We start from the raw sequence: 12,648 nt of genomic DNA, 5'->3' as shown, positions 1-12,648 counted from the left end.
CTAAACTATTCTGCTGTTAGATGTAACAAATGTCTTATCCATAGCCGCGACGCGGCTATTTTCTGCGCCATTCTGGCGTAAGCGTGGGGATATTGTGAAACTGGATGAAATTGCGCGCCTGGCCGGTGTGTCGCGCACGACGGCCAGCTATGTTATCAATGGCAAAGCCAAGCAGTATCGTGTCAGCGACAAAACTGTCGAGAAAGTTATGGCGGTGGTGCGTGAGCATAATTACCACCCCAATGCGGTGGCGGCAGGCCTTCGTGCAGGACGGACCCGTTCAATAGGACTGGTTATTCCCGATTTGGAGAATACCAGCTATACACGTATCGCTAACTATCTGGAGCGACAGGCTCGCCAGCGTGGCTATCAGCTGCTGATTGCCTGTTCTGAAGATCAGCCTGATAACGAAATGCGCTGCGTAGAGCACCTGCTTCAGCGGCAGGTCGATGCCATTATTGTCTCAACCTCGTTACCGCCTGAACACCCTTTCTATCAGCGCTGGGTTAACGATCCCTTACCGATTGTTGCGCTGGACCGTGCGCTGGATCGTGAACACTTCACCAGCGTAGTAGGGGCCGATCAGGATGATGCGGAGATGCTGGCAGCTGAATTGCGTAAGCAGCCGGTAAATTCCGTGCTCTTTATGGGCGCTTTACCGGAGCTTTCTGTCAGTTTTCTGCGCGAGATGGGCTTCCGGGAGGCGTGGAAAGGGGATGAGCGAACCATCGATTATATCTACGCTAACAGCTTCGAACGCACAGCTGCCGCGGCGCTGTTTGAAAAATGGCTGGAAACCCATGAGATGCCCGATGCGCTCTTCACCACCTCCTTTGGTCTGCTGCAGGGCGTAATGGACGTCACGCTTAAGCGTGAAGGGCGCCTGCCCAGCGATTTAGCCATCGCCACTTTCGGCGATCATGAGCTGCTGGATTTCCTTGATTGTCCTGTGCTTGCGGTGGGCCAGCGTCACCGGGATGTAGCTGAACGGGTGCTGGAGTTAGTGCTGGCAAGCCTGGATGAGCCGCGTAAACCGAAGCCGGGATTAACGCGCATTCGCCGTAATCTTTATCGTCGCGGACGGTTAAGCCGCAAGGTTAGTTAACATTTCTACATAAAAAGGCAGCCCGCTGCCTTTTTTTCATTTCAATTAACTTCTCGCCAGTGATGAAATTTTTCCCTTTAATAGTTTTTGTACTTTTCATTCTCACTTTTTCACGTAAATAAAAGTAAAGGCAACAAGCCTGCCTGATTGTCTTTATCTAAATCCGTGCAATTATTAAAAATTCAGGACAATCAGCGCGGCTTAAGCGCAGGCGCGGCGTGAAGAGGGTAGGCTTACCTTAGGAAATACCCTAAAATGCCGCCCACGTCGCAGCGCTACAGGCCCAGGCCTGAAAGTGCAGCGGTGGCATATTTTTGAACAAACTCATTTTTGCGCAAAAATTCCTGCCACTATTCATTAGTTTATTTTTGAATTCTTTACGAAATCCCATTCTTTTTAACTCCTCCCTCATTTTAACGGCTAAAGAAATAATTCTCTTTGCGGGAGCTGGCGGCTTGACAATGATTTCCTCCGCTCCGTAAACTCCCTCGGTGGGAATTTGTGGTGTAAAGTGGTGAACAGGGGAAATCGGAGGGTGAGACTGGCATGTTCCGTGGGGCAACGTTAGTCAATCTCGACAGTAAAGGTCGGCTCGCCGTACCTACGCGCTATCGCGAAACGCTGATCGGGGAATCACAGGGGCAAATGGTCTGTACCATTGACCTTCACCAGCCATGCCTGCTGCTTTATACCCTGCCCGAATGGGAAATTATTGAACGTAAACTGGCTCGCTTATCGAGCATGAATCCCGCAGAGCGCCGTGTTCAGCGCCTGTTACTGGGACATGCCAGCGAGTGTCAGATGGATAATGCAGGGCGCCTGTTGGTAGCTACCACGCTACGCCAGCATGCGAACCTGACCAAAGAAGTGATGCTGGTTGGGCAGTTCAATAAATTTGAGCTGTGGGATGAACAGACCTGGTATCAACAAGTCAGGGAGGATATTGACGCAGAGCAGTCGACTCAGGACCCGCTTTCTGAGCGCTTGCAGGATTTGTCATTATAGCTATGCAGGAAAATTTCAAACATACCACGGTGCTGTTAGATGAGGCGGTCAACGGCCTTAAGATCAAGTCTGACGGCATCTATCTCGATGGCACCTTTGGCCGGGGTGGACATTCGCGCCTGATCCTCTCACAGCTGGGAGAGCAGGGCCGTCTCTATGCTATTGACCGTGACCCACAGGCTATTGCCGCCGCAGCGGAGATTTCAGATCCACGCTTTACTATTATTCATGGTCCATTTTCGGCGCTGGCAGAGTACGTTGAAGAGCGGGGGCTGAGCGGAAAGATCGACGGTATTTTGCTGGATCTTGGCGTCTCTTCACCGCAGCTTGACGATGCTGAACGCGGCTTCTCCTTCATGCGCGACGGTCCGCTGGATATGCGCATGGATCCGACCAAAGGTCTCTCTGCCGCACAGTGGCTTCTTCAGGCGGAAGAGAGCGACATTGCCTTTGTATTGAAGACCTTCGGCGAAGAGCGGTTTGCCAAACGTATCGCCCGCGCCATCGTTGAGCGCAATCGTGAACAGCCCATGACCCGGACAAAAGAGCTTGCTGATGTGATTTACGTCGCAACACCGGTGAAAGATAAGTTCAAGCATCCAGCCACGCGCAGTTTTCAGGCGATCCGTATCTGGGTGAACAGCGAGCTGGAAGAAATTGAAAAGGCGCTGAAAGGATCGCTTTCCGCGCTGGCGCCCGAGGGGCGTCTCTCTGTGATCAGTTTCCATTCGCTGGAAGATCGGATCGTAAAACGCTTTATGCGTGAGCAGAGCCGCGGTCCGCAGATCCCCGCCGGGATCCCGATGACAGAAGCGCAGCTGAGCAAGCTGGGTGGCCGTCATCTGAAGGCGCTGGGCAAAATGATGCCTGGTGAAAGGGAAGTGGCGGAAAACCCGCGCGCCCGCAGCTCGGTTCTGCGTATTGCTGAACGGACGGCGTCATGATTGGCAACGAGCGGCACAGCCTGCCGGGCGTTATCGGCGGCGATATTCTTCGTCACGGTAAAATCCCGCTTATCCTGGCCGTTGCCGTGCTGGTCTCCGCGGTTCTGGTGGTTACCACGGCGCATAAAACGCGCCTGCTGACCGCTCAGCGCGAACAGTTAGTGCTGGAACGGGATGCGCTCGATATTGAGTGGCGCAACCTGATTCTGGAAGAGAATGCCCTCGGCGATCACAGCCGCGTGGAGAGGACGGCAACGGAAAAACTGCAAATGCAGCACGTCGATCCTTCGCAGGAAAACATCGTGGTACAACCATAAGGGATGGAATGAAACCCGCAGCTAAGAAGTTAAAGCGCAATGAAGATCAGGCCAGCTTTGTCAGCTGGCGTTTTGCGTTGCTGTGCGGCTGCATTTTACTCGCACTGGGCGGGCTGCTTTCCCGCGTCGCTTATCTGCAGGTTATCAATCCCGATAAGCTGGTTCGGGAAGGTGATATGCGTTCGCTGCGCGTCCAGGCCGTTCCCACCGCCCGCGGCATGATTACCGACCGCGCGGGTCGCCCTCTGGCGGTAAGTGTCCCGGTGAATGCTATCTGGGCCGATCCGAAAGAACTTCACGATAAGGGCGGTATTACGCTCGACAGCCGCTGGAAAGCCCTTTCAGATGCGCTCTCTATCCCCCTTGATCAGCTCGCTGCGCGCGTTAACGCCAACCCTAAAGGGCGGTTTGTCTATCTGGCCCGTCAGGTGAACCCGGCAATTGGCGACTACATCAAAAAGCTTAAGCTGCCTGGTATCTTCCTGCGTGAAGAGTCCCGCCGCTATTATCCGGCGGGCCAGGTAACCTCGCATCTGATCGGCTTTACCAACATTGATGGTCAGGGCATTGAGGGCGTTGAAAAAAGCTTTGATAAGTGGCTGACCGGCCAGCCCGGCGAGCGCACGGTGCGTAAAGACCGGTTTGGCCGCGTTATTGAAGATATCTCCTCTGTGGACAGCCGGGCTGCACACAATCTTGCCCTGAGCATTGATGAGCGCCTGCAGGCGCTGGTCTACCGCGAACTCAACAATGCCGTTGCTTTTAACAAAGCGGAGTCTGGCACGGCGGTACTGGTGGATGTTAATACCGGTGAAGTGCTGGCGATGGCTAACAGTCCGGCTTATAACCCGAACAACCTCACCGGTACGACCAAAGATGTGATGCGTAACCGCGCCATCACCGACATCTTCGAGCCGGGTTCAACCGTCAAGCCGATGGTGGTGATGACCGCCCTGCAGCACGGTGTGGTAAAAGAAAATAGCGTACTGAATACCGTTCCTTATCGCGTTAACGGCCATGAAATCAAAGATGTGGCGCGCTATAACGAACTGACCCTGACCGGGGTTTTGCAGAAATCGAGTAACGTCGGTGTGTCAAAGCTGGCGTTAGCGATGCCATCCTCAGCGCTGGTAGATACTTACGCGCGCTTTGGATTGGGAAAGGCGACCAATTTGGGGTTGGTCGGAGAAAGCAGTGGCTTATATCCTCAAAAACAACGGTGGTCTGACATAGAGAGGGCCACCTTCTCTTTCGGCTATGGGCTAATGGTAACGCCGTTACAGTTAGCGCGAGTCTACGCCACGATCGGCAGCTATGGCGTCTTCCGCCCGCTGTCGATTACCAAAGTTGATCCGCCTGTGTCGGGTCAGCGCGTCTTCCCTGAAGAGCTGGTTCGTACCGTGATGCACATGATGGAGAGCGTAGCGCTCCCGGGCGGCGGCGGCGTGAAGGCAGCTATCAAAGGTTATCGCATCGCCATCAAGACCGGTACGGCGAAGAAAGTTGGGCCGGATGGGCGTTACGTCAATAAATATATCGCTTATACCGCAGGCGTTGCGCCTGCAAGCCGTCCTCGTTTTGCGCTGGTTGTGGTGATCAACGATCCCCAGGCTGGCAAATATTACGGTGGTGCAGTCTCTGCACCGGTGTTTGGCGCCATCATGGGCGGCGTGTTGCGCACCATGAACATCGAGCCTGATGCGCTGCCACCCGCCCCGACAGATAAAAACGAGATGGCAGAGAACAGAAGAGAGGGATCCAGTGACCGATCGTAGCCTGCGCGACTTACTTGCCCCGTGGGTGCCTGCGGCACCTGAGCGGGCGCTGCATGAAATGATCCTGGACAGCCGTCTGGCGGCATCCGGCGATCTGTTTGTCGCTATTAAAGGCCATGCGGCAGATGGGCGCCGCTTTATTTCACAGGCTATCGCTCAGGGCGTAGCTGCCGTCATTGCCGAAGCGGAAGGTGAGGCCGAAGATGGTCATATCGCTGAAAAACATGGTGTTCCGGTCATTTATCTCGCACAACTTTCACAGCGTCTTTCCGCGCTGGCAGGCCGCTTCTATCAGCAGCCGGGCGAAAAACTTCGTCTGATTGGCGTGACCGGCACCAACGGGAAAACCACCACCACCCAGCTGCTGGCGCAGTGGGGCCAGCTTTTGGGAGAAACGGGCGCGGTGATGGGAACCGTTGGCAACGGACTGTATGGCCATCTTGTGCCGACGGAAAATACCACCGGATCGGCAGTGGATATCCAGCACACGCTGCACGCACTGGTTGAGCAGGGCGCGACGCTGGCCGCCATGGAAATATCCTCTCATGGGCTGGTTCAGCACCGTGTGGCTGCGCTGCCTTTTGCTGCCGCTGCTTTTACCAATCTGAGCCGCGACCATCTCGATTATCACGGCGACATGACGCGCTACGAAGCCGCGAAATGGCTGCTGTTCTCCGAGCATCAGGTAGGCCAGGCGATTATCAACGCCGATGATGAAGTGGGCCGCCGCTGGTTGCAACAGCTGCCGGACGCCGTGGCCGTGACCCTGGAAGATAACCTGCAGCCGGGTTGTCATGGGCGCTGGCTGAAAGCCACTAACGTGAAGTATCACGACAACGGTGCCACCCTCCGCTTCGACTCCAGCTGGGGCGAAGGGGAAATTGAAAGCCGCCTGATGGGCGCATTCAACGTCAGCAACCTGCTGGTTGCGCTGGGCACGCTGCTGGCGCTGGGCTATCCGCTGGCATCGTTAATCGCCACCGGGAGTCAGCTTCAGCCGGTAACCGGGCGTATGGAAGTGTTCAATGCGCCGGGTAAGCCGACGGTAGTGGTCGATTACGCGCATACGCCTGATGCTTTAGAAAAAGCGCTGGAGGCGGCCCGTCTGCACTGCACCGGTAAACTGTGGTGCGTCTTTGGCTGCGGCGGCGATCGTGACAAAGGCAAGCGTCCGTTAATGGGTGCCATTGCCGAGCAATTTTCTGACATTGTGGTGATTACCGACGACAACCCGCGCAGCGAAGATCCTGCCGCCATCGTGGCCGATATTCTCTCCGGGCTGCTGGATGCAGGCCGTGCCCGCGTTGTCTCAGGCCGGGCGGAAGCCGTCACTAACACGGTTATGCAGGCGCAGGAAGGGGACATCGTGCTGGTGGCCGGAAAAGGCCATGAGGATTACCAGATTGTCGGCACGCGTCGGTTGGATTACTCAGACCGTAACACGGTCGCCCGTTTATTGGGGGTGATGGCATGATCGCAATCACTTTGCAAAAGCTGGCAGAGCTGACGGGAGGTACGCTGTACGGTAGCGACCTTTCTATTGCTGAAGTCACTACCGACACGCGCAAAGTTACCGCCGGTTGCCTGTTCGTTGCCCTGAAAGGTGAGCGTTTTGATGCTCATGACTTCGCAGGCGATGCGATGGCCGCCGGTTCGGCAGCTCTATTGGTTAGTAAGCACTTACCCGTTGCTGTGCCGCAGGTGGTTGTGGCGGACACACGTATCGCGCTCGGCCAGCTGGCGGGCTGGGTTCGCCAGCAGTCCCAGGCCCGTATCGTGGCGCTGACCGGCTCTTCCGGTAAGACCTCTGTCAAAGAGATGACCGCCGCTATTCTGCGGGAATGTGGTGAAACCCTCTATACCGCGGGCAACCTTAATAACGATATCGGCGTTCCGCTTACCCTGCTGCGTCTTAACGAACAGCACCGCTATGCGGTGATTGAGTTAGGCGCTAACCATCAGGGCGAGATCGCTTACACCACCAATATTACCCGGCCTGAGTCCGCGCTGGTGAATAACCTGGCGGCGGCGCATCTGGAGGGATTTGGTTCGCTGGCGGGCGTGGCGAAAGCCAAAGGGGAGATTTTCCAGGGCTTGCCGGTTAACGGCACGGCTATCTTAAATGCGGACAGCAACGACTGGCCGCACTGGCAGAACACCCTGCACAGTAAAACCGTGTGGCGTTTCTCATCGGAACCGCAGGCCGACAGTGATTTCACCGCGACAGATGTCCAGGTCACCAGTACCGGCACCCATTTCGTGATGATGACGCCTGCGGGCAGCGTTGCCATCCAGCTGCCGCTGCCGGGGCGCCATAACATCGCCAATGCGCTGGCGGCAGCGGCGCTGGCCCTCTCGGTCGATGCGCCGTTAAGCGCCATTCAGAAAGGCTTAACCCATCTTAAAGCGGTACCTGGCCGTCTGTTCCCGGTGCTGTTAGCGGAAAATAAACTGCTGCTGGATGACAGCTATAACGCCAACGTAGGGTCAATGACTGCGGCAGCTCAGGTGCTGGCCGAGATGCCTGGCTACCGGGTGATGGTGGTAGGCGACATGGCTGAGCTGGGTGATGAGGCTGAAGAGTGTCACCGTGAGGTGGGCGAAGCGGCTCGCCTGGCAGGCATCGATAAAGTATTAAGCACCGGAAAGTTGAGTCACATCATTAGTAAAGCCAGCGGAACAGGCGAACATCTTCAGGACAAGGCGGCCATCACCGCACGCCTTCAGGCGCTGCTCGCTGAGCATGCCGTTATCACTATTTTAGTTAAAGGTTCACGTAGTGCCGCCATGGAGCAGGTAGTACAGAGCTTACAGGAGAATGGAACATGTTAGTCTGGCTGGCCGAGCATCTGGTCACTTTTTATTCTGGCTTTAACGTCTTTTCCTACCTGACGTTTCGCGCCATTGTCAGCCTGCTGACCGCTCTGTTTATCTCCTTGTGGATGGGGCCGCGGATGATTGCCCGCCTGCAGGAGATGTCTTTTGGCCAGGTAGTGCGTAACGACGGCCCTGAATCGCATTTCAGCAAACGCGGCACGCCAACCATGGGCGGGGTTATGATCCTGTTCTCCATCACCGTTTCCGTGCTGATGTGGGCCTATCCCTCCAACCCTTATGTCTGGTGCGTGCTGGTGGTGCTGGTGGGCTTTGGCATCATTGGCTTTGTGGATGATTACCGCAAAGTAGTGCGTAAAGACACTAAAGGTCTGATTGCGCGCTGGAAATATTTCTGGATGTCGGTGATCTCGCTGGGTGTTGCCTTTGCATTATATGCTGCCGGTAAAGGAACCCCGGCCACTCAGCTGGTGGTTCCCTTCTTTAAAGACGTGATGCCGCAGCTGGGCCTGTTCTACGTGGTGCTGGCCTATTTCGTGATTGTGGGGACGGGCAACGCCGTTAACCTGACGGATGGTCTGGATGGTCTGGCGATTATGCCTACCGTATTTGTCGCAGCTGGCTTCGCTCTGGTGGCCTGGGCCACCGGTAACGTCAAGTTTGCTGAATACCTGCACATCCCCTATTTACGCCATGCGGGCGAGCTGGTGATTGTCTGTACCGCCATTGTGGGGGCCGGTCTCGGCTTCCTGTGGTTCAACACCTATCCGGCTCAGGTCTTTATGGGCGACGTCGGTTCTCTGGCGCTGGGCGGCGCGCTCGGTACCATCGCGGTGCTGCTTCGTCAGGAGTTCCTGCTGGTGATTATGGGCGGCGTATTCGTGGTGGAAACGCTGTCGGTGATCCTGCAGGTCGGCTCCTTCAAGTTACGCGGCCAGCGTATTTTCCGCATGGCGCCGATTCATCACCACTACGAACTGAAAGGCTGGCCGGAGCCGCGCGTTATCGTGCGCTTCTGGATTATTTCTCTGATGCTGGTGCTGATTGGCCTGGCAACGCTGAAGGTGCGGTAAGAATGGCTGACTATCAGGGTAAAAAAGTGGTCATCATCGGGTTGGGCCTGACCGGGCTCTCCTGTGTTGAGTTCTTTTTAGCGCGCGGCGTGACGCCACGCGTGATGGATACCCGTGTCTCCCCGCCAGGCCTGGAGAAGCTGCCGGAGAGCGTTGAGCGCTGGACCGGCTCCCTGAATGAGGAGTGGCTGCTGGCTGCCGATCTGATTGTCGCCAGCCCGGGTATGGCGCTGGCGCACCCCGCGCTTATGGATGCTGCCGCGGCTGGCGTGGAAATCGTTGGCGATATCGAACTCTTCTGCCGGGAAGCGCAGGCACCTGTGGTGGCGATCACCGGTTCAAACGGCAAGAGCACCGTGACCACGCTGGTGGGTGAGATGGCGAAAGCAGCAGGATGGCAGGTTGGTGTCGGGGGCAATATCGGGCTGCCCGCGCTGATGCTGCTCGACCAGCCTGCACAGCTCTACGTGCTTGAACTTTCCAGCTTCCAGCTGGAGAGCACGCACAGTCTGAAAGCGGCCGCCGCTACGGTGCTTAACGTTACTGAAGATCATATGGATCGCTATCCCCTTGGCATGCAGCAGTACCGCGCCGCCAAGCTGCGGGTGTATGAGCAGGCCGAAGTTTGTGTGGTGAATGCTGATGATGCCCTGACCCTGCCCGTGCGGGGCCAGGACAGCCGCTGCGTCAGCTTTGGTGTGGAAGCGGGGGATTACCATCTCACCACGCAGTCTGGTGAGAGCTGGCTGGCATTTAAAGGTGAACAACTGCTGAACAGCCGCGAAATGACGCTGGTCGGGCAGCACAACCACACCAATGCGCTGGCCGCGCTGGCGCTGGCTGATGCCGTTGGCCTGCCGCGTGCCGCCTGCCTGCAGGCTTTAACTTCATTTAACGGGTTGGCTCACCGCTTCCAGATCGCACTGGATCGTAACGGCGTCCGCTGGATCAACGACTCCAAGGCCACCAACGTGGGCAGTACCGAAGCCGCCCTGAATGGATTGCAGGTGCAGGGCACCCTGTGGCTGCTGCTGGGGGGCGACGGCAAGTCTGCTGATTTCAGCCCGCTGAGCCGTTATCTGCAGGGCGACAACGTACGAACTTACTGCTTTGGACGCGATGCAGAAGCATTAGCTGCGCTCCGTCCGGAGATTGCCGTTCAGACCGCTACGCTGGCAGAAGCGATGGCGCAAATCGCCCGCCAGGTGAAGCCGGGCGATATGGTGCTCTTGTCGCCAGCCTGCGCCAGCCTGGATCAATTTAAAAACTTCGAGCAGCGCGGCGACGCGTTTACTCAACTGGCTAAGGAGCTTGGCTAATGCGTGTTCCTGGTTTAAGTCTGGCCGGCGGCATCACGAATCGTCTGAAAGAGTGGGTCATGGGCCCGCGAGAGAGCGACGCCAGCTCAATGGTTCTTTATGATCGCACGCTGCTCTGGCTGACCATCGGTCTGGCGGTGCTGGGATTTGTTATGGTGACCTCCGCCTCAATGCCGGTAGGGCAGCGACTGTCGGACGATCCGTTCTATTTCGCCAAGCGTGACGCCTTCTATATTGTGCTGGCGCTGTGTATGGCTCTGGTCACTCTGCGCGTCCCGATGGCGTTCTGGCAGCGCTACAGCAATATCATGCTGATGGTGACGATACTGATGCTGTTGGTGGTGCTGGTGGTGGGCAGCTCAGTAAACGGCGCCTCGCGCTGGATTGCTTTAGGGCCTTTGCGTATTCAGCCGGCAGAACTGTCAAAGCTGTCGCTGTTCTGTTACCTCGCCAGCTATCTGGTACGCAAGGTGGAAGAGGTGCGTAACAACTTCTGGGGCTTCTGTAAGCCGATGGGAGTGATGGTGGTGCTGGCCGTGCTGCTGCTGGCTCAGCCAGACCTCGGCACCGTGGTGGTGCTGTTTGTGACCACGCTGGCGATGCTGTTCCTGGCGGGCGCCAAGCTCTGGCAGTTCCTGGCCATTATCGGCTCCGGGATCTTCGCCGTCTGCCTGCTGATTGTGGCTGAACCCTATCGTATGCGCCGCGTAACATCGTTCTGGAACCCGTGGGAAGATCCCTTCGGCAGCGGCTATCAGCTGACGCAGTCGCTGATGGCCTTTGGACGAGGTGAATTCTGGGGCCAGGGCCTCGGCAATTCCGTACAGAAACTGGAGTATTTACCGGAAGCGCACACCGATTTTATCTTCTCGATTATCGGGGAGGAGCTGGGTTATATCGGTGTGGTTTTAGCCCTGTTAATGGTATTCTTCGTCGCTTTTCGCGCGATGTCCATTGGCCGTCGTGCGCTTGAGCTCGACCAGCGTTTCGCCGGCTTTCTGGGATGCTCTATCGGCGTCTGGTTCAGCTTCCAGGCGCTGGTCAACGTCGGCGCGGCTGCGGGCATGCTGCCCACCAAAGGGCTGACGCTGCCGCTGATCAGTTACGGCGGCTCCAGCCTGATTATTATGTCGACGGCTATCGTGTTTTTGTTACGAATTGATTATGAAACGCGCCTGGCGAAAGCGCAGGCCTTTACGCGAGGTAGTCGATGACAGGGAAGCGACTGATGGTGATGGCTGGCGGCACCGGTGGACACGTTTTTCCGGGGCTGGCAGTTGCGCACCATCTGATGGCGCAGGGCTGGCAGGTTCGCTGGCTCGGTACCGCCGACCGGATGGAAGCTGAGCTGGTGCCTAAACACGGCATTGATATCGATTTCATTCGTATCAGCGGCCTGCGCGGCAAAGGGCTGAAGGCCCAGCTGAGCGCGCCGCTGCGCATTTTTAATGCAGTGCGCCAGGCCAGAGCGATTATGAAAGCGTACAGGCCTGATGTGGTGTTAGGCATGGGCGGCTACGTTTCCGGTCCGGGCGGATTAGCCGCCTGGAGCTGCGGCATCCCGGTGGTGCTGCATGAACAGAACGGTATTGCTGGCTTAACCAATAAGTGGCTGGCGAAAATTGCTAAAAAAGTGATGCAGGCGTTTCCGGGTGCTTTTCCCGATGCGGAAGTGGTGGGCAACCCGGTTCGTACTGATGTGCTGGCGCTGCCTCTTCCTGAAGCGCGCCTGGCCGATCGCAGCGGCCCGGTTCGCGTGCTGATTATTGGTGGCAGCCAGGGCGCTCGCGTTCTTAATCAGACGATGCCGCAGGTTGCAGCGAAACTGGGTAATGCGGTTTCCCTCTGGCATCAGGTAGGGAAGGGCGCACTGGCTGAGGTTAATCAGGCGTATGAGCAGGTTAACCAGACGCAGCATAAGGTCACCGAATTTATCGATGATATGGCTGCGGCTTACGCCTGGGCTGACGTGGTGGTGTGCCGCTCCGGCGCGCTGACCGTAAGCGAAGTGGCCGCCGCAGGCCTTCCGGCGATCTTTGTGCCGTTCCAGCATAAAGATCGCCAGCAGTACTGGAATGCGTTGCCGCTGGAGCAGGCGGGCGCCGCCAAAATTTATGAACAGCCGCAGTTTACTGCGGAGGTAGTGGCAGAGACGCTGGCTCACTGGGATCGTCCGACTTTACTGCAAATGGCAGCCAAAGCTCGTGCCGTAGCGATCCCAGATGCGACCGAAAGGGTCGCACTGGAAGTCAGCAAGGCTGCGCTTTAACTGAGA

General features: G+C 56.9%; 11 protein-coding genes. All 11 read left to right on the top strand.

From position 1 onward, the window contains the following. Window positions 1-94: 94 nt before the first annotated feature. The 11 genes from cra to murG all read left to right on the top strand — a co-directional run bounded on the left by cra (window position 95) and on the right by murG (window position 12,642). The gene (cra, locus tag Q3V30_RS17800; RefSeq protein WP_306208008.1) at window positions 95-1,105 is read left to right on the top strand and encodes a catabolite repressor/activator; all 1,011 of its coding nucleotides are present in this window, start codon (window positions 95-97) and stop codon (window positions 1,103-1,105) included. A gap of 546 nt (window positions 1,106-1,651) precedes the next feature. Continuing rightward, entirely contained in the window at window positions 1,652-2,110 is a 459-nt protein-coding gene (gene mraZ, locus Q3V30_RS17795; protein ID WP_306208006.1) for a division/cell wall cluster transcriptional repressor MraZ, read from the top strand. Window positions 2,111-2,112: 2 nt separating this feature from the next. Next, window positions 2,113-3,054, top strand: coding sequence for a 16S rRNA (cytosine(1402)-N(4))-methyltransferase RsmH (rsmH, locus tag Q3V30_RS17790; RefSeq protein WP_306208004.1), 942 nt, complete (start codon window positions 2,113-2,115; stop codon window positions 3,052-3,054). Further along, complete coding sequence (gene ftsL, locus Q3V30_RS17785; protein WP_306208002.1) at window positions 3,051-3,371, top strand: cell division protein FtsL; 321 nt, start codon at window positions 3,051-3,053, stop codon at window positions 3,369-3,371. The genes rsmH and ftsL overlap by 4 nt, the downstream gene beginning before the upstream one ends. 8 nt (window positions 3,372-3,379) lie before the next feature. Next, window positions 3,380-5,146: a peptidoglycan glycosyltransferase FtsI gene (locus tag Q3V30_RS17780; RefSeq protein ID WP_306208000.1), complete on the top strand. Its 1,767-nt coding sequence runs from the start codon at window positions 3,380-3,382 to the stop codon at window positions 5,144-5,146. After that, the gene (gene murE / locus Q3V30_RS17775; protein ID WP_306207998.1) at window positions 5,133-6,620 is read left to right on the top strand and encodes a UDP-N-acetylmuramoyl-L-alanyl-D-glutamate--2,6-diaminopimelate ligase; all 1,488 of its coding nucleotides are present in this window, start codon (window positions 5,133-5,135) and stop codon (window positions 6,618-6,620) included. The genes Q3V30_RS17780 and murE overlap by 14 nt, the downstream gene beginning before the upstream one ends. Next, window positions 6,617-7,978 carry a UDP-N-acetylmuramoyl-tripeptide--D-alanyl-D-alanine ligase gene (murF, locus tag Q3V30_RS17770; RefSeq protein WP_306207996.1) on the top strand — a complete coding sequence of 454 codons (1,362 nt, stop codon included), beginning with the start codon at window positions 6,617-6,619 and terminating at the stop codon, window positions 7,976-7,978. The genes murE and murF overlap by 4 nt, the downstream gene beginning before the upstream one ends. Continuing rightward, on the top strand, window positions 7,972-9,054 hold the full coding sequence (mraY, locus tag Q3V30_RS17765; RefSeq protein WP_306207993.1) for a phospho-N-acetylmuramoyl-pentapeptide-transferase: 1,083 nt from the start codon (window positions 7,972-7,974) through the stop codon (window positions 9,052-9,054). The genes murF and mraY overlap by 7 nt, the downstream gene beginning before the upstream one ends. Before the next feature lie 2 nt (window positions 9,055-9,056). Continuing rightward, window positions 9,057-10,373, top strand: coding sequence for a UDP-N-acetylmuramoyl-L-alanine--D-glutamate ligase (gene murD, locus Q3V30_RS17760; protein ID WP_306207991.1), 1,317 nt, complete (start codon window positions 9,057-9,059; stop codon window positions 10,371-10,373). Continuing rightward, window positions 10,373-11,587 (top strand): cell division protein FtsW, encoded by a 1,215-nt coding sequence (ftsW, locus tag Q3V30_RS17755; protein ID WP_306207989.1) that lies wholly within the window; start codon window positions 10,373-10,375, stop codon window positions 11,585-11,587. The genes murD and ftsW overlap by 1 nt, the downstream gene beginning before the upstream one ends. Beyond that, the gene (gene murG / locus Q3V30_RS17750; RefSeq protein WP_306207987.1) at window positions 11,584-12,642 is read left to right on the top strand and encodes an undecaprenyldiphospho-muramoylpentapeptide beta-N-acetylglucosaminyltransferase; all 1,059 of its coding nucleotides are present in this window, start codon (window positions 11,584-11,586) and stop codon (window positions 12,640-12,642) included. The genes ftsW and murG overlap by 4 nt, the downstream gene beginning before the upstream one ends. Window positions 12,643-12,648: the final 6 nt, after the last annotated feature.

This window comes from Erwinia pyri (genome assembly GCF_030758455.1).
Classification (GTDB): domain Bacteria; phylum Pseudomonadota; class Gammaproteobacteria; order Enterobacterales; family Enterobacteriaceae; genus Erwinia; species Erwinia pyri.
Note: the sequence above shows the minus strand (reverse complement) of the source record. Positions and strands in the feature narration are given on the sequence as shown.